The 20,235-nt window shown below is 60.9% G+C and carries 19 protein-coding genes, 1 pseudogene and 1 riboswitch; of the genes and pseudogenes, 15 read left to right on the top strand and 5 right to left on the bottom strand.

Annotation, left to right across the window (positions count from 1 at the left end):
* The first annotated feature begins 22 nt into the window (after positions 1-22).
* Positions 23-685, top strand: coding sequence for a sulfite oxidase-like oxidoreductase (locus HJC04_RS14050; RefSeq protein ID WP_221146490.1), 663 nt, complete (start codon positions 23-25; stop codon positions 683-685).
* Here the strand turns inward: HJC04_RS14050 and HJC04_RS14045 are convergent.
* From HJC04_RS14045 to HJC04_RS14035, 3 genes are all read right to left on the bottom strand, one after another.
* A complete protein-coding gene (locus tag HJC04_RS14045) occupies positions 670-1,239 on the bottom strand; it encodes a hypothetical protein (protein WP_259668866.1) in 570 nt (189 codons plus the stop codon). The two genes, HJC04_RS14050 and HJC04_RS14045, sit on opposite strands and share 16 nt — an antisense overlap.
* 53 nt (positions 1,240-1,292) lie before the next feature.
* Positions 1,293-2,027: a CbtA family protein gene (locus HJC04_RS14040; protein ID WP_221146489.1), complete on the bottom strand. Its 735-nt coding sequence runs from the start codon at positions 2,025-2,027 to the stop codon at positions 1,293-1,295.
* A 110-nt stretch (positions 2,028-2,137) separates the two neighbouring features.
* The gene (locus HJC04_RS14035) at positions 2,138-2,347 is read right to left on the bottom strand and encodes a CbtB domain-containing protein (RefSeq protein ID WP_011426664.1); all 210 of its coding nucleotides are present in this window, start codon (positions 2,345-2,347) and stop codon (positions 2,138-2,140) included.
* A 25-nt stretch (positions 2,348-2,372) separates the two neighbouring features.
* Positions 2,373-2,523, bottom strand: a riboswitch (cobalamin riboswitch).
* 56 nt (positions 2,524-2,579) lie between these two features.
* Here HJC04_RS14035 and HJC04_RS14030 point away from each other — a divergent pair.
* The 4 genes from HJC04_RS14030 to HJC04_RS14015 all read left to right on the top strand — a co-directional run bounded on the left by HJC04_RS14030 (position 2,580) and on the right by HJC04_RS14015 (position 9,076).
* Positions 2,580-3,134 (top strand): histidine phosphatase family protein, encoded by a 555-nt coding sequence (locus HJC04_RS14030; RefSeq protein WP_210629961.1) that lies wholly within the window; start codon positions 2,580-2,582, stop codon positions 3,132-3,134.
* A 477-nt stretch (positions 3,135-3,611) separates the two neighbouring features.
* Positions 3,612-5,183: a bifunctional diguanylate cyclase/phosphodiesterase gene (locus tag HJC04_RS14025; protein WP_210629960.1), complete on the top strand. Its 1,572-nt coding sequence runs from the start codon at positions 3,612-3,614 to the stop codon at positions 5,181-5,183.
* Between the two features lie 254 nt (positions 5,184-5,437).
* Positions 5,438-6,616, top strand: coding sequence for an acetate/propionate family kinase (locus HJC04_RS14020; RefSeq protein WP_210629959.1), 1,179 nt, complete (start codon positions 5,438-5,440; stop codon positions 6,614-6,616).
* Positions 6,617-6,688: 72 nt separating this feature from the next.
* Positions 6,689-9,076, top strand: coding sequence for a phosphoketolase (locus HJC04_RS14015; RefSeq protein WP_221123003.1), 2,388 nt, complete (start codon positions 6,689-6,691; stop codon positions 9,074-9,076).
* 43 nt (positions 9,077-9,119) lie between these two features.
* On the opposite strand, the gene HJC04_RS14010 is transcribed toward HJC04_RS14015, so the two are convergent.
* Positions 9,120-10,010 (bottom strand): helix-turn-helix domain-containing protein, encoded by an 891-nt coding sequence (locus HJC04_RS14010; protein ID WP_210629957.1) that lies wholly within the window; start codon positions 10,008-10,010, stop codon positions 9,120-9,122.
* A 118-nt stretch (positions 10,011-10,128) separates the two neighbouring features.
* On the opposite strand from HJC04_RS14010, the gene pobA reads away from it, so the two are divergent.
* The 10 genes and pseudogenes from pobA to HJC04_RS13970 all read left to right on the top strand — a co-directional run bounded on the left by pobA (position 10,129) and on the right by HJC04_RS13970 (position 18,722).
* The gene (gene pobA, locus HJC04_RS14005) at positions 10,129-11,301 is read left to right on the top strand and encodes a 4-hydroxybenzoate 3-monooxygenase (protein WP_210629956.1); all 1,173 of its coding nucleotides are present in this window, start codon (positions 10,129-10,131) and stop codon (positions 11,299-11,301) included.
* 183 nt (positions 11,302-11,484) lie between these two features.
* Complete coding sequence (locus tag HJC04_RS14000; protein ID WP_221123915.1) at positions 11,485-12,657, top strand: ABC transporter substrate-binding protein; 1,173 nt, start codon at positions 11,485-11,487, stop codon at positions 12,655-12,657.
* Positions 12,658-12,726: 69 nt separating this feature from the next.
* Positions 12,727-13,590 carry a branched-chain amino acid ABC transporter permease gene (locus HJC04_RS13995; protein WP_210629954.1) on the top strand — a complete coding sequence of 288 codons (864 nt, stop codon included), beginning with the start codon at positions 12,727-12,729 and terminating at the stop codon, positions 13,588-13,590.
* Position 13,591: 1 nt separating this feature from the next.
* On the top strand, positions 13,592-14,593 hold the full coding sequence (locus tag HJC04_RS13990; protein ID WP_221146488.1) for a branched-chain amino acid ABC transporter permease: 1,002 nt from the start codon (positions 13,592-13,594) through the stop codon (positions 14,591-14,593).
* Positions 14,590-15,354 carry an ABC transporter ATP-binding protein gene (locus HJC04_RS13985; RefSeq protein WP_085779309.1) on the top strand — a complete coding sequence of 255 codons (765 nt, stop codon included), beginning with the start codon at positions 14,590-14,592 and terminating at the stop codon, positions 15,352-15,354. The genes HJC04_RS13990 and HJC04_RS13985 overlap by 4 nt, the downstream gene beginning before the upstream one ends.
* Positions 15,335-16,051, top strand: coding sequence for an ABC transporter ATP-binding protein (locus HJC04_RS13980; RefSeq protein WP_210629952.1), 717 nt, complete (start codon positions 15,335-15,337; stop codon positions 16,049-16,051). The genes HJC04_RS13985 and HJC04_RS13980 overlap by 20 nt, the downstream gene beginning before the upstream one ends.
* Before the next feature lie 427 nt (positions 16,052-16,478).
* The gene (locus tag HJC04_RS13975; RefSeq protein WP_221123913.1) at positions 16,479-17,306 is read left to right on the top strand and encodes a VCBS domain-containing protein; all 828 of its coding nucleotides are present in this window, start codon (positions 16,479-16,481) and stop codon (positions 17,304-17,306) included.
* Positions 17,307-17,458: 152 nt separating this feature from the next.
* Positions 17,459-17,590, top strand: coding sequence for a hypothetical protein (locus tag HJC04_RS31725; protein ID WP_259665205.1), 132 nt, complete (start codon positions 17,459-17,461; stop codon positions 17,588-17,590).
* 17 nt (positions 17,591-17,607) lie between these two features.
* Positions 17,608-17,824 (top strand): annotated as a pseudogene (locus tag HJC04_RS31720) (CopG family transcriptional regulator).
* Positions 17,825-17,882: 58 nt separating this feature from the next.
* Positions 17,883-18,722 (top strand): hypothetical protein, encoded by an 840-nt coding sequence (locus HJC04_RS13970; protein ID WP_221146487.1) that lies wholly within the window; start codon positions 17,883-17,885, stop codon positions 18,720-18,722.
* Between the two features lie 245 nt (positions 18,723-18,967).
* On the opposite strand, the gene HJC04_RS13965 is transcribed toward HJC04_RS13970, so the two are convergent.
* Positions 18,968-20,200 carry a site-specific integrase gene (locus HJC04_RS13965; protein WP_221146486.1) on the bottom strand — a complete coding sequence of 411 codons (1,233 nt, stop codon included), beginning with the start codon at positions 20,198-20,200 and terminating at the stop codon, positions 18,968-18,970.
* Positions 20,201-20,235 lie beyond the last annotated feature (35 nt).

The raw sequence follows: 20,235 nt of genomic DNA, 5'->3' as shown, positions 1-20,235 counted from the left end.
TGCACCGCAAGGAGACCCGTTCATGAGCGACGACCAGACGCCCGCCGACAGCAAGCTCACAAACTCCAAGCGCCGCTGGGCATCCGAGGGCAAGTTCCTGACCGGCCGCATCAGCCGTCCCGAGGCCGAGCGCCTGCCGCCCGGCCAGCACCTCGTCAAGAACTGGCCGGTGCTCGATCTCGGCCAGCAACCGGTCATTTCAACCGGGAGCTGGCGGCTTGAAGTACGCGGCCTGGTCGAAACGACACTCACCCTCACCTGGACGGAATTCCAGGCGATCCAGCAGAGCACCAGGATCAGCGACATCCACTGCGTCACCACCTGGTCGCGCTACGATAACAAATGGAACGGCGTTTCGACGCGGGATCTGCTCGATCGCGCCATGCCGAGGCCGGAAGCAGCCTACGTGATGCTGACGAGCTACGACGGCTACACCACCAATCTGCCGCTCGCCGATTTCGCCGCCGAGGATGCGATCCTGGCGACCTCCTGGGAAGGCCTGCCGCTGACACCGGAGCACGGAGGCCCGTTGCGGCTCGTCGTGCCGCATCTCTATTTCTGGAAGAGCGCCAAATGGCTGCGCCGCATCGAGTTAATCGCCGCCGACGAGGCCGGCTTCTGGGAAAAGAACGGCTACCATATGTATGGCGATCCGTGGAGCGAGCAGCGCTATTCCGACGACTGAGCCTTCGGCCGCGAGACGCGACGAAGCGCGAGAACGGCCAGACCGAACAGAGCGGCCAACCCCGTCAGTGACGCCATGCTGGCAGGATGAAGCGGCACCTTGCTCCAGCTCGGCTTGATAATATCGGCGGTGTTGAAAGCCTCACCGCTGAACTGGCAGGTGATGAAGGCAAGTCCGCGGCCCGCCATGTCGGCGTCGATGGCCGAGATGATTTCGCCCGCCGCGGTTGCCTCTCGCGGCATCTCACGCATCGCCATCAGCACGGCTTTCGTCGCCGCGAGATAGGCATGGGCGCATTCGTTGAAAGGGCTTTCCTCGTCCGTCACGCTGCCCGGCATCCGGCCCCAGAGGCAATAGGAATACTGGATTTCCGAGTAGTTCAGGACACGCCGGAACGATTCGTTCGTATCGGCCGCCCGCGACGCCAGCATGCTGATGCTGCTGCGATACTCCGAAATGACCGCCATCTCGCCGTGGGAAATTGCCGGAATATCGAGCCCGGGATGAGAGCCGCCAGAGTTGCTCCCATGAGCGAGAGCATTTCCGATAAACATTGGCAACAGGCTCGCGATGAGACCGAGAAAAGCAAACCTGCCGATATGCCGCATCACCGGAACGCCGGCCGCAGACCGCTCTTGGCGGCAAGACGTCTTTCGGCCAGCGCTCCGAAAACCAGACCGAGCGTTGCCCAAAGGATCGCGTGCATTCCGAGCGTGGTCGTGCGGAACCGCCAGAGCACGATCGCCGAGAAATTCTCGGGCACCTCATTGATCGGCGGCAGCAGATAAAGCACGAAGCCGATGAAGACGAGATAGGCGACGCCGGCGATAATCGCGCCGTTCCAGAGACCGAAGCGCTCGCCAAGGCGGCGCGACAGCGCGATCGCGGCAATCAGCGACGCGAGCGAAACAACGATCATAAGGAAGAACAGTTCGGTCCTGGCGCCGATCGTATCGGGATTGCCGACAGCCGGCGGGTTGGCCGGATATTTGATGGCGGGAACGAGCACGACCGCCACGAAGGCGGCAATGGCGATGACGGCCGAGGTGCCGCGCGCCGATAGGCTGCTGAAGCGGCCGTGCACGAAGGCGAAGGCGAGCGAAAAAAGCCCGCCGACGGCGATGCTGTAGGCCATGACGCCTGTGAAAAGGCCGAGGCCGGCCTGCGTGGCCCGGCTGACGATTTCAGGTTCGGCAGCTTCGCCCGCCGCCTGGGCGCTCGCTTCCTCGAAGGCGATTGCCGCATCGACCAGCGGCTCGCCGAAGGTATGGGCGAAGGCGAAAACGAGGATGCCAGCAATCAGGCCCGCGAGCATGCCGCGAAGCAGAAGCTTTCCAACCATGTCAGTATTCCCCCTTGTCGCGCAAAACTGTGCAGCGGTTTTGCGATAACGACATGCGTAAAACAAAGACCTAAAGCGCGAGAAGCGAATCCGAAAGATCGCGATGCGCTTTAGTGGCAGGGAAATCCGAGGAGATGGCGGCCGTCATGCACGAATTCGTGCACATACATGCCGTTGAACAGCGCCATCGCGCCCTCCTCGGTGCCGACGAAATAAAGAACGATGAGCATCAGCAGACCGCCGAAGATCGCCCAGGGAAGGATTTCCCCTACAGGGATCGGCGCCGGCGCCGCGACAGGCGCGAAAGTGGTGTCAGACATGTATTCCTCCGGAATGACGCGTTCAGTCGAAAGAGTGTTGTGCGGCAGGGTCTGACTTCCAGCGTGAAGAAGTTTCGACACGCTGGTCACAGTGGCGCGACCGCGCCGGATTTCCACCGGCTTCCAAACCCGCAACAGCACGGTTATATCTGCACGCCGAAGAGACTGTCAACGAAACTTCACGAAGCCGGCAAAGGCCGTCCCCATCCCGTCATCGGAGATCAGAACAATCGTGAATATGCGCCTCACCTGGATCTGCCACGGCGCGACGTCGGCGAACCGCAAGGCCCAGTTTCCGCTCGACGAACCGCTGGAAGAAAAGGCCGTGGAAGAAGCAGCCAGGATGGCCGCCCTCCCCCACGCCGATCGTATTGTCACAAGCCCCGCCATGCGCGCCCTCCAGACGGCTGAGGCGCTCCGTCTCGAAGCGCAGATTGATCCGTCGCTTCGAGATTGCGACCATGGCCGCTGGGCTGGCAGGCCGATCGAGGCGATCGAGGCGGAAGAGCCGGAAAACCTCACGGCCTGGATGACCGAGCCGGGGGTGGCCCCTCACGGCGGCGAGAGTGTTTTCGACCTGCGAAAGCGCGTCGCTGGCTGGATGGATGCCCAGTCCGCCCGAAGCGGTCACGTGATCGCCATCAGCCACGCGGCCGTCATCCGGGCTGCAGTCGCCCACGTGCTTCAGGCGCCACCCTCCTCCTTCTGGCTGAGCGACGTCGAGCCACTCGCCATCCTTCGGATGACCAGCAACGGAAGCCGCTGGTCGCTGCGCTTCCAGCATTAGAGATTCCTTATTTTATCCAGCCTTGCACAAGCAAATCGCGTCATTGCTGTTGAACCCGGTTTTGCGGGGACTACTTCCTTGTCCCAAGGAGATGGAAGAATGACATATGATTGGAGTGGAGAGCGTACACGGCGCCTGCGGTTGATGCGCGTCGCCACGTTCACGGTTTTGGCCGGTCTCATCCTCAGCGTTCCGCTGCTGATCGTCACCGCCTGAAGCACTGGAAAAGGCGAGCGATGCGTCAGCACGCTCGCCTTCGTTCTTCTGGGCATCTTTTCGGCCCAATCACCTGTAGCAACATTCTTCCTGAACGGGACCGGCGAAACAGCCGCAGTGCCGGTCCTGGCCGCATCGCAACGCTATCCGTCTGCCGGCGGCTCACTGCAAACCGCCCCCTCCGATAATTCGCCTTCTGGTTTCAACGAACATTTCAGACTTTCGTGATATCTCGGCGCGGGTGGAGTTGGAGAAGGCATAATGCCGGTGTTTTTCCAGAGCAGAGCCGGAAGGCAATGCATGTCGATCGTCGGTTTGGGGATTACCCTCTGGCTCCTAGCTACATTGCTGCGGTTCGACGACAGCCTGGTTTCCTTCATGACCGCTTTCCGTGAATACGGCGCCGACAAGCTCGTTCTGGGACTCGGCATCGCCGGCACCATGAGCTTCATCTACTCGGTGCTGCGTATTGCCGATCTGCGCAAGGAAATGGAACTGCGCGCCGCCGCCCAGGCAAAGGCCGACTGGACGGCAACGCACGACCATCTGACCAAGCTGCCGAACCGCTATGCCTTCGAGCGCAAAATCCTCTCACGGCCGGTCAGAAGCGACGAGGCCGAAATCGAGGAATGGAACCAAAACGTCACCATCTTCTCCGTCGACCTCGACGGCTTCAAAAAGGTCAACGATCTCGTCGGCCACAAGGGCGGCGACGTCTTGTTGGTCGAAGTTGCCAAACGCATCTGCGCGCTCGGCAATGCCGATTGCGTCTACCGCTTCGGCGGTGACGAATTCATCGTCGTCGCCTTTGCCCTGACGACACAACGCGAGGAGCGCTTCGCCAAGCTGCTGATCCAGGCCGTCACCCGCCCGATTCATATCGATGGTTTTGCCGTCGAAGTCGGCGCCAGCGTCGGCTACGATCGTTGGGTCGAGGGCAGCGAGCCGCTGGAAGACGCCGCCCACCGTGCCGATCTCGCCATGTATGAGGCCAAATCACGCGGCCCCAACCATCATCTCGTCTTCGAAAATTCGATGCAGGATAGGGTAACGGAACGCGCCTCCTTGGAAACCAGACTGCGCGCCGCGATCGCCAATAAGGCGATCAAGCCTTTCTATCAACCGCTGATTGATCTGAAGACCGGCCAGCTTTGCGGTTTCGAAGCCCTCGCGCGCTGGATCGGCGAGGATGGCGTCAACATTCCGCCGACTGTTTTCATCGACATTGCCGAGGAAACCGGGATGATCACCGCCTTGTTCGAGGATCTCCTTGCGCAGGCCTGCAGCGATGCGCTCACCTGGCCGGAGCATGTCACGTTGTCCTTCAACGTCTCGCCGGTGCAGATGGAAGACAGGCTGCTGACGTCCCGCATCCTCAAGGTCCTTTCGGCAAGCCGGCTACCGCCGCAACGCCTGGAAGTTGAGATCACCGAAAACGCGCTGATTCAGGATCCCGCTATCGCCGCCGTCATTCTCGAAGAGCTGCACGCGGCCGGCATTCAGATCGCTCTCGATGATTTCGGCACAGGCTATTCGAGCCTCGCCCAGCTCGCCCGCTACCGCTTCGACAAGATCAAGATCGACAAAAGCTTCATCGCCACCTATCGCGATGACGAACGCCAGGAAAAAATCGTCCGCGCCATGCTTGGCCTCGGCAGAAGCCTCAATATCAAGACGACTGCGGAAGGTGTCGAGGAGCATGGCCAGCTTGCCTTCCTGCTGCAGCTCGGCTGCGACATCGGCCAGGGTTACCTTTTCGGCAAGGCGATGCCCGCCGCCGAGGCGAGCATCTTCATCCGCGATCGCAACGTCAATCTGGCGTCAACGGCCTGAGCCCAGCTTATTTCAACAGAACCCAAGCTTTTGCGTCCCGATCGGCCGCCACGCACCGTCTTGTTGCGCACGGGGGGCTATTGCAGCTGGAGCTCTTGCCGCCATTGTGCCGCCAATGCTCAATGACCGCACGTGCGAGGTTGACAGGCGTGGGGATCGACCGAAGCAAAGGCAACCGCCAAATGATGCCTTTCCAGCGGGAGTTTCGGCGCTAGGTTCGCCCATCGTGACGACTGCGCGGGCTCTCTGAAGACATGTCATTCCCCGACCTTCTCCTGACCTTCAATGCCGGCTCATCGACTGTGAAGATCGGGGTCTTCTCAATTGATGACGCCGGGGCACGACGCCTCGGCAAGGGCGTCATCGATCTCCGCGCCGAGCCGCTCTCGCTTGACCTGACCAAGGGATCGCAGACATTCGACATGCCGCTGAAGGCGGAGGTGACGGACGATCTGCACGGAGTCATCGACGAGACCTTCACGCGTCTCGCCGATCATTTCGATATGGCGGCCGCAGCCGCGGCCGGCCACCGCGTCGTCCATGGCGGCGAGCGCTTCACGAGCGCCGTCGCGCTTGATGACGCCGCCACCGATGGGATCGAAGCGCTGATCCCGCTCGCACCCCTGCACCAACCGCAAGCGCTGCGCTTCATCCGCGCGCTCCGCCATCTGAAGCCACATCTTGTCCAGACAGCCTCCTTCGACACGGCCTTCCATGCCACGCAGGACGATCTCGTGCGCCGCCTCGCCATACCCCGTTCCCTGCATGAGGAGGGCATCAAGCGTTACGGCTTCCACGGACTTTCCTACAAGTTCATCGCCAGTGAACTCGCGCGCAAGGCGCCGCATGCGGCAAAGGCTGTGGTCGCCCATCTCGGCAGCGGCGCCAGCCTCTGTGCGATGGAAAACGGCATCAGCCGCGATTGCAGCATGGGCTTTTCCACCCTCGACGGCATCCCGATGGCGACACGCCCGGGCTGGCTCGATCCCGGCGTGATCCTGCATCTGGCAGGAGAGAGAAAACGATCGCTGGGTGAGATCGAGGATCTGCTCTATCAACGCTCAGGCCTGCTCGGCGTTTCCGGCATCAGCGCCGATACGCGCGATCTGTTGACGGACGGACGGCCGGAAGCGCGCCAGGCGATCGATCTGTTCATCCTGCGCATTGCCGGCGAGATCGGCCGCATGGCGGTAACACTCGGCGGCCTCGATACCGTCGTCTTCACCGCCGGCATTGGCGAGCATCAGCCGGAAATCCGCGCCGGCGTGGCGAAACGCCTGTCCTGGCTCGGCCTTTCGATTGATGAAAAGGCCAACGCCGCCCACAGATTCACGATCAGCACCGGGGAAAGCCGCATGGCCGCCCATGTCGTTGCCACGGACGAAGAACAGGTGATCGCCGACGAGGCGCTGTCCGTTCTCCGCGTCCGCTGATCCAGATCAATGGCGCGCTCGCGCTAACGGCTAGAACTGACGTTGAACGCGTTTTCGAACGGGAGAAGCCCCATGGAAAAGCATGTCTCGACCGCCGCCGCCCTGACCGATGCTGAACTCACCCTGATCGATCGCTACTGGCGGGCGGCCAACTATCTGTCGGTCGGCCAGATCTACCTGCTTGCCAATCCGCTGCTGCGCGAGCCGCTGCAGTCAGAGCACATCAAGCCCCGCCTGCTCGGCCACTGGGGCACGACACCCGGCCTCAACTTCATCTATGCGCATCTGAACCGCCTCATCCGCGCCCGCGATCTCGACATCATCTACATATGCGGCCCCGGTCACGGCGGGCCGGGAATGGTCGCCAACACCTATCTCGAAGGCACCTACAGCGAAATCTATCCCGATATTACCGAAGACGCCGAAGGGATGCGCCGGCTCTTCCGCCAATTTTCCTTTCCGGGCGGCATTCCAAGCCATGCGGCGCCGGAAACACCGGGATCGATCCACGAGGGCGGCGAACTCGGCTACGCCCTCGTCCATGCCTATGGCGCCGCCTTCGACAACCCCGACCTCACCATCGCCTGCGTCGTCGGAGACGGCGAGGCCGAAACCGGGCCGCTCGCCGCCAGCTGGCATTCCAACAAGTTCCTCAATCCCGCCCGCGACGGCGCCGTTCTGCCGATCCTGCATCTGAACGGCTACAAGATCGCTAATCCGACCATTCTCGGCCGGGCCGGTGACGACGAGCTCAAACGTCTTTTCGAAGGCTACGGCTACGAGCCGTTTTTCGTCGACGGCCATGAGCCGCGCGACATGCATCAACAGATGGCTGCGACGCTGGACCAGGTCTTCGACCGCATCCGTGGGATTCAGGAGCAAGCCCGCAGCGGCAAGGCTGCGGCGGGCTGCCCGCGCTGGCCAATGATCGTGCTGCGCAGCCCCAAGGGCTGGACCGGTCCGAAAGAGGTCGACGGCAAGAAGGTGGAAGGTTTCTGGCGAGCCCACCAGGTGCCGGTCTCCAACTGCCGCGAGAATGAGGGCCATCGCAGGATTCTCGAGGACTGGATGCAAAGCTACGATCCCGAAGATCTGTTCGATGCCGACGGCCGGCTGAAAACCGACCTGCGGGCGCTGGCCCCCGTCGGCAAACGCCGCATGGGCGCCAATCCGCATGCCAATGGCGGCTTGTTGCGCCGGGAGCTCGATGTTCCCGCCATAGGCGACTATGCGGTTGACGTCGGCAGGCGCGGCAGCGTCGCCGCCCAATCGACCGAGATCCTCGGCCATTACCTGCGCGATACGATGAAGCTCAACGCGGAGGCGGCAAACTTCCGCATTTTCGGTCCCGACGAGACGGAGTCGAACCGCCTCGGCAGCGTCTTCGAGGTCACCAACCGCGTGTGGATGGAGGATATCGAACCATATGATATCCATCTCTCCCGCGATGGACGCGTCGTAGAGGTGCTTTCCGAACATCTCTGCCAGGGATGGCTGGAGGGTTATCTGCTGACCGGGCGGCACGGCCTCTTTTCCTGCTATGAGGCCTTCATCCACATCATCGATTCCATGTTCAACCAGCACGCCAAATGGCTGAAGGTGACGCGCGAGATCGAATGGCGCAAACCGATCTCATCGCTGAACTACCTGCTGACCTCGCATGTCTGGCGCCAGGACCATAACGGCTTCAGCCACCAGGATCCGGGGTTCGTCGATCTCGTCGCCAACAAGAAGGCCGACGTCGTCCGCATCTACCTGCCGCCGGATGCCAACAGCCTGCTCTGGGTCGGCGATCATTGCCTGCGCACCTATGACCGCATCAACGTCATCGTCGCCGGCAAGCAGCCGGAGCCGCAATGGCTGTCGATGGACGAGGCGGTGAAACATTGCGAAGCCGGCATCGGTATCTGGCACTGGGCAAGCAACGAGGAAGACACGATCTCGCCCGATCTCGTCATGGCCTGCGCCGGCGATGTCCCGACGATGGAAACGCTCGCCGCCGTCGATCTCCTGCGCAAGGCCATTCCAGAGCTGAAGATCCGCACTGTCAATGTCGTCGACCTCCTGGCGCTGCAATCCAGTGACCAGCATCCGCATGGCCTTTCCGACGAGGCCTTCGACGCGATCTTCACCACCGACAAGCCGGTCATTTTCGCCTATCACGGCTATCCCTATCTCATTCATCGTCTGACCTATAAGCGGGCCAACCACGAGAACATCCACGTCCGCGGCTTTGTCGAGGAGGGAACGACGACCACGCCATTCGACATGACCGTGCTCAACCAACTCGACCGCTACCATCTCGCCATCGAAGCCATCGAGCGCGTGCCGGGCCTGAAGGAGAAGGCGAAAGACGCGCTTGCCGCCTTCCACGGCAAGCTCGCGGAGCATCACGACTATGTCAGGGAATACGGCGAGGACATGCCGGAGGTGCGGGACTGGACGTGGCCGGCGGCGTGAGCCATTCGCGACTGACGCGCGCGATGTGAGATGACCGAATGCCCTATGGCCGGTCAAGCCGAGCTTTTTCGTTCATCCGCCAAATCCGCGGCGTTTCGCCGGTATATTTCAGGAAGAAACGCGAGAAATAGGCGGGATCGACAAAGCCGAGGCGAAATCCTATCTCCTGAACGCTGCCGATGGTAAAGACGAGCTGGCGCTTCGCCTCTTCGATCAGTTTCCCGGCGATCAGTTCATGCGGGGTGTTTCCCGTCATCGAGCGAACGATACGGGTGAGATGCGTCGACGAAATGCCAAGTTCCCTGGCGTAGAAGGAAGCCGGCCTGTGCGATCGAAAATGCCGCTGGATCAGTTCGTCCAGCATCTCCATCCGCCGCTCGTTCTCATTTGACGGAAGCTCCTGCGCATATCCTTCATGGGAAATCCGCGCCGTCAGCCGCAACGCCAACCCGACATAGGCGGCCAAGACCTCGTTGCGGCCACCGCGGCGGTTTTCGAATTCGTCGCCGAGCCGCCTCAGCGTCTGCATGACATAGGCAGCCTCGGCATTTCCGGGATCGAGCGGCGTCAGATGCGGCATCGCCAGCCACTCGCCGAGATGGCTTCGCTCGCCGGGCGGGTGGCTGAGATGGGACCTCAATATAGTGATCACGAGGCCGTCGATATCACGTGAGAAGCGAAAGCCGTGATCGAGCCCAGGGGGAACCGTGATGACCGCCGGCGGACGGATGGCATGGCTCCTCTTGCTGAAGATCGCATCGCCCGAGCCGGCTTCGATGTATAATATCTGAAAGAAGCTCTCGTGGCGATGAAGCCGAATCTCCCATTGATGCAGGCTGCTGCGGGAGCGGATTGTTTCGCAATGCAACCAGAATTCCGGCGACCGCCCGATGTTTTCGCCGTAGAGTTCGTAGGTCGGTATGTGTCTGCTCATCGGCTCCCTCCTGCGCCAATGTTCGATTAGTGCAATTTTTAGGCTGGAATGTCCATTGTGGCGATCCGGCCAGCGCGGCAGAATCTGACAAAACGCAAAAATGCAAGGGAGGAAGCATTTGCGAACCCAGGTCGCCATCATCGGTTCGGGACCATCCGGCCTGCTGCTCGGCCAACTTCTGACCGAAGCTGGAATCGACAACGTCATCCTCGACCGCGTGAGCAAGGACTATATCCTCGGCCGCGTCCGCGCCGGCGTTCTCGAGGAAGGCACTGTCGGGCTGCTGGATGAAGCCAAGGCTGGAGCGAGGCTGCATGCCGAAGGCCTGCCGCATGACGGCTTCTCGCTCGCCTTCGACGGACGCGATCATCGCATCGACCTTCACGAATTGACCGGCGGCAGGCGTGTGACCGTCTATGGACAGACCGAGGTGACGCGCGATCTCATGGAGCGGCGGGAAGCTTGTGGCGCCCTTTCGATCTATGACGCCGCCGATGTGGCTCCGCATGCTATCGACGCTGGCTCGCCCTTCGTCACCTACCGGAAGGATGGCATCAGCCACCGCATCGATTGCGATTTCATCGCCGGCTGCGACGGCTTTCATGGAATAAGCCGCAGAGCCGTTCCCGAACGGGCGATCCGAAGTTTCGAGAAGGTCTATCCCTTCGGCTGGCTGGGCCTGCTTGCCGACGTGGCGCCCGTCAGCCATGAACTGATCTACGCCAACCACCCGAGGGGCTTCGCGCTCTGTTCGATGCGCTCGGCCAGGCGCAGCCGTTACTATATCCAGTGCCCGCTCGACGCGAAGATCGAAGACTGGAGCGACGAGCGCTTCTGGGACGAGTTGAGACGGCGCCTACCGGCCCATCACGCCGAGGCATTGAGGACCGCCCCATCCTTCGAAAAATCGATCGCGCCGTTGCGCTCCTTCGTCACCGAGCCCATGCGTTTCGGCCGGCTCTTCCTCGTCGGCGACGCCGCCCATATCGTGCCGCCGACCGGCGCCAAGGGGCTGAACCTTGCAGCAAGCGATGTCCATTACCTCTTCCGCGGGCTCCTCGAACATTACCGCGAAGGTTCCGACAGCGGCATCGACGCTTATTCGCAGACGGCGCTCGCCCGCGTGTGGAAAGCCGTGCGGTTTTCCTGGTGGATGACGACGATGATGCACCGGTTCCCCGATACAGGCGATTTCGATCAGAAGATCCAGGAAGCCGAACTCGACTATCTCACGCATTCTCGTGCAGCCTCCACGGTGCTCGCGGAAAACTACGTGGGATTGCCGTTCTGACACGAAGATTGCGGGATGAAAGCTGCGATACGCCGGTGAACAGCGAGAGTCGGGACGATACAGAACCATAACCGGCAAATCATGTGTTTGGGGATTTATTTCATTTTACATCACCATTTCGCATGACAAGCTAACCTGAAATTCAATACGGCGCTGGAGTACGCCGAAAAGGGAGAGAGAAGAATGAGGAAGCTGTTTCTGGCCGCCGCTGCGGCAATCCTTATGGGCACCAGCGCCTGTGCCGACACCATCAAGGTCGGCGTCATCGGGCCGTTCTCCGGCCCCTTCGCGCTCCAGGGCAAGAACTTCAAGGCCGGCATCGACGCCTATATGGCTGTCAACGGCAACAAGGTCGGCAGCGACACGGTCGAGATCGTCTACCGCGACGTGCCGCAGGCCGATCCGGCTCAATCCAAGGCGCTGGCGCAGGAACTGATCGTCAAGGAAAAGGTCCAGTATCTCGCCGGCTTCTATTTCACCCCCGACGCCATGGCGGTGACGCCGATCCTGAAGCAGGGCAACGTGCCGATGGTCATCATGAACGCCGCCACCTCGGCGATCGTCACCAAGAGCCCGCTTGTCGTACGCACCTCGTTTACAACATGGCAGACCTCGACGCCGATCGCCAAGGTTGCCTTCGACGCCGGCGTCAAGAAGGTGATTTCGGTCGTCAGCGATTACGGCCCGGGTATCGACGCCGAGAATGCGTTCAAGGCCGGTTTCGAGAAGGCCGGCGGTCAGGTGGTCGAGGCGATCCGCATGCCGCTCGCGACCAACGACTTCAGCCCGATCATGCAGCGCATCAAGGATTCCGGCGCCGAGGGCGTCTTCGCCTTCCTGCCATCGGGCCCGACGACGCTTGGCTTCGTCAAGGCTTACAACGAGAACGGCTTGAAGGCCGCCGGCATCAAGTTCTTCGCGCCTGGCGATCTGACGCAGGAATCCGATCTGCCGGCGCTCGGCGACGCCGCACTCGGCATCAAGACGACCTTCCACTATGCCGTGTCGCACGACTCGCCCGAGAACAAGGCTTTTGTCGAGGCTGCCGCCAAGGCGATCGGCAACAAGGCCGAAATCTCCTTCCCTGCGGTCAGCGCCTATGACGGCATGTATGTCATCTACAAGATGATCGAGGCGACGGGCGGCAAGCAGGACGCCGAGAAAGCGGTCGACGCGGTCAAGGGCCTTGCGTGGGTGAGCCCGCGCGGCCCGGTCTCGATCGATCCGGAAAGCCGGCACATCACCCAGAACATCTATCTGCGCGAAGTCGCCAAGGCCGATGACGGGACGTACTTCAACAAGGAGATCCAGACGTTCGAGAAACAGAGCGACCCGGGCCTTGCGGCGGCCAAGTAAGATTGCGGCATCCGGACCGGCGGCGGGGTCTCGCGCATCGCGGCCGCCGCATCGAAGTAAGGTATTTTCATGCAGACAGTCTTCAGCATCGCCGTCGACGCCTTTGCCTATGGCATGGCGCTCTTCGTGATCTCGATCGGCCTTTCCGTGACCATGGGGCTGATGCGTGTCGTCAACCTGGCTCATGGCGCCTTCGCCATGATCGGAGGCTACATCGCCTCCTATGCCGCCCGTGACCTCGGTCTTAGTTATGCTGTCGCAGTCGTCGCGGCCGTCGTCGTCACGATCATCATCGCAATTCCGCTCGAGCGTTTTCTCTACCGCCGGATCTATGGCGCCCCTGAACTGACCCAGGTGCTGATGACAATCGGCATCACTTTCTGCGTCATCGGCATCGCGAACTACGTGATGGGACCGACGCTGAAGACGATACCGCTTGCCGGCACCTTGCAGGGATCGGCCGATCTCGGATTCCGCACCATTCCCGTGCACCGGCTTTTCGTCATCTTCTGCGGCCTCGCCGTTGCGCTCGCCCTGTGGTTCGCGATCGAGCGAACGAGCTTCGGGGTCAAGCTGCGCGCCTCCGTCGACGATGCGGCGATGGCTGCCGCACTCGGCGTGCGCACAGAGATCATCTATGCGGTGAGCTTTGCCGTTGCCGTCGGGCTTGCCGCCTTCGGCGGCGTGGTCGGCGCCGAACTCCTGCCGGTCGAGCCCTATTATGCGCTGCGTTACATGGTGACCTTCCTCGTCGTCGTCTCCGTCGGCGGCGCCGGCTCCATTCCGGGCGCGCTGATTGCCTGCCTGCTGCTTGGCGCCATCGATACGACGGGACGCTATCTGATGCCGGAATTCGGGGAATTCTTCTTCTATCTCGCCGTGATCGCCATCATCTGCATCTTCCCGCGCGGCCTTGCCGGAAGGATGAAATAGGATGACGCTCGTCATGAACAACAAAACCGAACGCCTCCGGCATCGGCGCGCAGTGAATGCCGATCTTCTCGGAGTAGCGGCCATCACGGCCATCGCCGCGATCGGCTATTTCGCCTTACCCGACAATCTGGCGCTTCTGACGCGGATGATCACGATCGCCCTGCTCGTCCTGTCGCTCGATCTCGTGACCGGTTATTGCGGCGTCGCAACGCTCGGCCATGCCGCGCTCTTCGGCTCCGGCGCCTATGCCGCCGGGATCCTGTCGGCGCATTACGGCATCAACGACCCGCTGCTGATGATGCTTGCCGGCATAACAGGGGGCGCGGTTGCCGGGCTGCTCTGCGGCGCGATCATCCTGCGCGCGCATGGGCTGCCGCAACTCGTGCTGTCGATTGCGCTCATCCACCTCTTCCATGAATTTGCCAACAAGGCCTCCTCCTGGACGGGAGGCAGCGACGGGCTTTCCGGCATTGCGCCGGACCCGATATTCGGCATTTTCGAATTCGATCTCTACGGCCATACCGCCTTCTTCTTCGGAACGACACTGCTCGTCATCGTCTTCATGCTGCTGCGATTGCTGGTTCGCTCACCCTTCGGCATGCTCTGCCGCGGCATCCGGCAAGACCCGCTGCGCATCCGCGCCATAGGCGGCTCGCCGAAGGCCGCTCTCATCAAGATGTACGTGATCTCAGGCGCCGTTGCCGGCGTCGGCGGCGCGCTGAATGCGATCTCGACCCAGGTCGTCGGGCTCGACAGCCTGTCCTTCACGCAATCGGCCGAAGCGCTTGTCATGCTCGTGCTCGGCGGCACCGGTTCCCTGTTCGGCGCGCTCTCCGGCACCGTCATCTTCATGTTCTTCGAGGATTATGTCTCGGCCGCCAACCCCTTTCACTGGCTGACCATGGTCGGCGCCCTGCTGATCGCCGTCGTGCTGTTTGCGCCGAAAGGCCTCTACGGAACGGCCGCCGCCTTGATCGGCCGCCGGAAGGAGACGCGCGCATGAGCCCGGTCTTCGAAGTAACCAATCTCAGGAAAGCCTTCGGCGGCCTTGCCGTCACCAATGATGTCTCGCTGGCAATGGCGCCCGGCGACCGCATCGCGCTGATCGGCCCGAACGGCGCCGGCAAGACCACCTTCGTCAACCTCGTCACCGGCAATCTCTCCCCCGATTCCGGCGAGGTTCGCCTCGGCGGCGAGGCGGTGACGAAGGTGGATGCGATCGGCAGGGTCAAACGCGGCCTCGTCCGATCCTTTCAGGTGACGCGGCTTTTTCAGGATATGACGCCCGCCGAACATGTGGGGCTCGCCGTCCTTCAGCGTGACGGAAAGACCCGCAAGATGTTCGGGAATTTCCTCGCCATGCCCGACGTCATGGCGGAGGTCGACGATCTCCTGGGTAAACTCGGGCTGGCCTCGCTGATGCATCGCAGAGTCAGCGAGATCGCCTATGGCCAGCAGCGGCTCCTCGAAATCGCCGTGGCGCTGGCGCTGAGGCCGAAGGTGCTGCTGCTCGACGAGCCTGCGGCCGGCGTGCCGCAAAGCGATACCGGCCGAATCGAACAGGCGCTGGCCGACCTTCCCGCCGATCTCGCCGTCCTGATGATCGAACACGACATGGACCTCGTCTTCCGTTTTGCCAAGCGCGTCATCGTGCTGGCGGCCGGAGCGATCATCTTCGACGGCCTGCCGGCCGATGTCACCAAGGATGCCCGCGTGCGCGAGGCCTATCTCGGGAGCTATGCCAATGCCAGCCCTGTCGCTTGAGGTTGAAAACCTGTCGGCCGGATACGGGCCGACGCGGGTGCTCGAAGGCATCTCCTTCACCGTGCCGGCAGGCGCCCGTCTAGCCGTGCTCGGCCGTAACGGCATGGGCAAGACCACGCTCCTGGCAACGCTTGCCGGCCAGACCAGGCGGTATCAAGGCCAGATCCACCTCGGTGGTTCGGATGTCACCGCAGCACCGAGCGCAATGCGCGCCCATAGGGGCCTCGGCTATGTGCCTCAGACGCGCTGCGTCTTTCCCACGCTGACGGTCGAAGAGAACCTTTTCGTCGGTCTGAAGGCGCGGCCGAAGACGGCGCTGGAGGAAGCCTATGCCATGTTCCCGCGCCTGAAGGAGCGCCGCCGAAACCTCGGCAACCAGCTCTCCGGCGGCGAGCAGCAGATGCTTTCAACAGCCCGCACCATTCTCGGCCGCCCGTCCGTTCTGCTGCTCGACGAACCGCTCGAGGGCCTAGCGCCTGTCATTTGCGAGGAACTGATGGCTGCCTTCGCCGATCTCGCCAAGAAGGGCGATATGACCATCCTTCTTGTCGAACAGCGCATCCAGAGCGCGCTCGATTTCGCCGATCACGTCATCATCCTCGAACGCGGCCGACTGGCCTGGACAGGCACGCCGGAACGCCTGTCGAGAGATCATCAAACGGTCGAAAGCCTGCTCGGGGTCGGCGGCTTGCACTGACGCCTGGAGCTAGTACTGAGCCCGTTGGAGGCAGAGCCAGCGGCATTGCCGGTGGATCCAAAGCGCCCCCCAGGATTGGTTTGAGGTCCCCCAGCAGCGAATCAGTATATCGTCATGACCATGTCATCATTGACCCACCATTATTCTCCGGAAAAGACGGGTTGTCCGCGAGAAACCAAGAGATCGCCTCAAGAGGCGATGAACATCATGAGCGAACGAAGCGCCGTGATCGCAAGGCATGCCAAAAAATCTTGGCGATAGACAGGGTCGGTGCCGGTTGGATCTCTTTATCTGGATATTTGTTCAGCAGGCGATTTAGATCTGCTGGAATTAAACAGGTAGAGTTGATCTGACGCTCCTTCAATTTTCGTTGCCAGACACCAGATAGGGTTGCATAGTCACATAGCACATTAGCCGGGAGGTAGAAATGGCAAACCACAAACCATTCGCGGGCAATGTATACCTGCCTGTTTTCAATCTCGACGATCCGATCAGCGGCGATGTTCTCGAAAACTCCTACGATACCGACGGAGATTCGGTGCGCCTGAATTTCGTCAACGGGCAGCGCATCAAGCAGCCGGCCGATCCTGAAGGCCAGCCGATAAAGACCATCATCGAAGGAAAATACGGCACACTCACCATTTTTTCCGACGGGACGTACACCTACGCGCTCGATCACTCCAAGCCGGAGGTCGCCGCCCTCGGGCCGGGAGATCAGCTCGTCGAGAAGTTCACTTTCAAGATATCCGACGGCAAAGGCGCCACCGATGTCGGTGCGTTCAGTATCGCAATCGATCTGCCGGAACGCGGCGACGTCTTCGTCAATTTCGAGGATGTCGGCCAAAGCGACTTTCCCACCGGCTACAAAGGCTTCGATTGGGGCGCCTGGCGAGACGGCGACGACGCGACAGTGCGCGAGGACGCCGACGGCAACCACTACCTGGGTGGGGGCGTCTTCTGGACCCCCATCTATTCAGCGGATGGCGGCCCCTTCCAGATCAAGCAGTTCGAAGTTGCCAACGGAACATCGAACTATGACAACGTCCTGACGATCGAAGGGCAGCTGAACGGCAACATCGTCTTCTCCACAACCGTGACCATAACCGCCGACAGCATCGATAATCCCCAGCTGATCGACCTCAGCGCCTACGGCGATATCGATTACCTCCTGCTCGACAGCGAACCGATCGTCACGGAAAACAGCGGTCCCGATTATTTCGGCGCGCAATACGACAGTTTCTACTTTGTCGTTTGAGGGATAGAGAGAAGCGTCGCATCACGAAAACTTTGCATCTTTCCGGCGCACCGCAGCGGCATCCGGTAGCAATTTCTTGCGATAGCTGATCGACCTGCACCCTGCTAGCTTTCGATCGTGCGGAGGAGCACGATCATGCTGGGATGGAGGAAATGATGCAGCCAGTCGGGATCAAGTTAGCGGCGGTCATGTTTTCGCTGGCCGCATGGGCCGTTATCATCGCTGCCGCATCCCATCTTTGGGCGATGAAGATGCCGATATTGCATTTGGCGCTCTACAGATAGAGCTGTCCTCGGCGCACCTGACACCCCCCACTCTCCTCGAGTACGCCGCCGATCCGATCGCGGATATTTCCGTGCTGACCTGCAGATCATGCTTCGGCGGGCAGCTTTGCGGCTGCGCAACGCCGGATCAATCGCCCTCGACGACGACTTGAGGCGATTCGTAATCTATGCAGTGAATTGGTGCTGACGCGCTAGGACGCGATCAGGTATGTCGTACGGGAGTGGATGAAGTAGAACACCTATCTGCCGATGTATGAGCTGGACGCAATGGCGAAGGGGATGGGGAAGCTTGATGGGCCAAATGACCATTGGTCAGGACTGGCACGGGATATCTTCATGGCGAAGCCCATTGCCGGTACTCCGCTTAATCCTGCTCTGCGGCTGGGTCTCTTTGATGGCAGGGATTTTACTATGGTCACTCCATCCGATCGCCTACGACAGTTGGCACATCACCCCTGTCCTTATTAGTTTGTTGTGGTTTTCGGGTCCGCTTTTGGCTTTTGCCATTTCGGCCGGTGCACTTATTCTGGATCAACCGGCTTCTCGCCTAATGAAGCGAGCCGCCGCTGTGCACTTCGGGGTAAGTCTGGCTGTTGGCCTAGTGGTATTGTTGACAGATCAGTTTGGTCCCGCCACCTGGTTGTTGCTGGCTGCGCTGGTCGATCTGCCGATCCTTGCGCTCGCGCCAGGCCGGATCGATAGCCAGAGAGCGGTCAAACTGCTACACATGGTGGTTGTGTCGTCGGTTGCAGGACCTATTGCCGCCCTCTTTCTTTGGTCCGCCCTCAACATCAAGATTGTGGAGTGGCGTGCACTCGCGGTCTCCGGTTCACATCCCTATTGCGTGCAGGTGCCCAAGGATTATCTCGGGCAGTACAAGGCAGTAACCCGACGGGCTGAATTGGCGGGTTTGAGGATGCGGACACCGTTTACAAATGGCGGTGGTTCCACTGACTACCAGTTCGCGTTTCACGCAGTGCTCGTGGTCAGGCATGATGAGGGGGACCGGTTGTACAACTGGTCCTACTTCGCCCAAAGCTTCGTCCCCGTCTCCGACAGTGCGATAAAAGGACTCACTCTTCGTGCTGATTGCGAGCCAATGGTTGCTTTCTTCGACGCGCTTTATCGTTAGGGATTGTCATCGAATTGTAGCAAACGCCCGGAACAGCTCGAACCCCGCGTTTGAGGTCATCGCCTCCGCCGCTGGAGGGAAATTACCGGACCGGAATTGTCGGCTGTTGAAGTGGTAGCGGAGGAGGGATTTGAACCCCCGACACAAGGATTATGATTCCCGTATCATCCTTGTTTTTATTGGCCTTTTTTTATTAATGTCGCAGTTATGTCGCAAGAAAAGCTGCCTATCGCAGCTTGCTCGCACTAACCTAGAAGGGACCGCTCAGCCGCCGCCAGTTCGTCGGCATCGTCGACGCGCGGGAACAGGTGCCCGTAGGTGTCTAGCGTCATCTGGATCGACGAATGCCCTAATCGCTCCTGCACCGACTTCACCGGCAGTTCCAATCCGCCGTCCACTTTCCGGTTGATGCACCACGATGCAAAAAAGTGCCGGAGCGAGTGAAGGCCGGTGTACTTGGCCGCCATGATAACGTTGCCCTTCTCATCCAGCTCCTCCGTAGGGACCGTCAACCCGGCTTTAAACTGAGGCGGGATCAAGCCCCGGTTGATTATGTTGGCGTGGCTTTCGATGTTCCCTTTTCCGTTCGGGAAGACATAGTGGAGTTCCATGACGGGATTGCCGGCGGCGTCTACCCGCCCGGTATCCCGGCGCGGACAAGCAAGGTGCCATTCCTTTAGAGTGTTGACGACCATCGGCGGGACCGGGATCGTGCGCTCCCCGGCTTCGGACTTCGGACGTCCAATCTTGCCGTATTCATCGGCGCGCTGGTTGACGCTGATCGAGCGCCCTTCCAGATCGACATCCTCCCAGCGCAAACCGCGCAACTCCGAAGACCGCATGCCGGTGAAGATCGCGGTGATCAGCAGCGGGCGCCAGCTTCCATCGAGAGCGTCGATGAGCGACCGGATCTCAGCCGGCGCTGGGATATGTACGCCGGCCCTGAGCTTGCCCTTGTGGCGCTTCTCCGACCGCTTATCTTTCCCGTTGCGGCGTTGCCGCATGTCCCTGACAGGGTTCCGCATCGCTAGCCCGCGCTCCACCGCGTCGCCCAAGATGCCGCCGAGACTCACGAGCACTTTCTTTATCATCGAGGCGGAACGTCCCGCCTCCCGGAGTTCGTCCTCAAACCCACGGATCAGCGGAACGGTCATTTTGGAAACCAGCTTGTCGCCGATGAAGTCCTCGATATGGAACTTCAGGTGCCGCTTCCGTTGTTCGATGGTGCTCCGCTCAAGCCCCTCTCCTTCTCCCGTTGTAATCCACAGTTTGCCCGCTTGCTTCACCGTTATGCTATTGCGGTCGGCAATATGAATGCCCTCCCGCACCTCCACATCCGTCTTGCTCGCGAAGGTGTCGGCGTCTCGTTTTCTTGCGAACGTCTTCTGACGCTTTACACCTTTGATGTCGAAGTACGTGACGATCCACGCCTCCTTCTGAACGCCATATCCGGTCCATGTGCGTTTGCGTACCGACATGATCAGTACCCCCCCGGCCGGTCTGGCGTGTCGAT

The organism is Rhizobium sp. NLR8a (assembly GCF_019685235.1).
GTDB lineage: Bacteria > Pseudomonadota > Alphaproteobacteria > Rhizobiales > Rhizobiaceae > Rhizobium.
The sequence above is the reverse complement of the archived record's forward strand: the minus strand, read 5'-3'. Positions and strand labels throughout refer to the sequence as shown.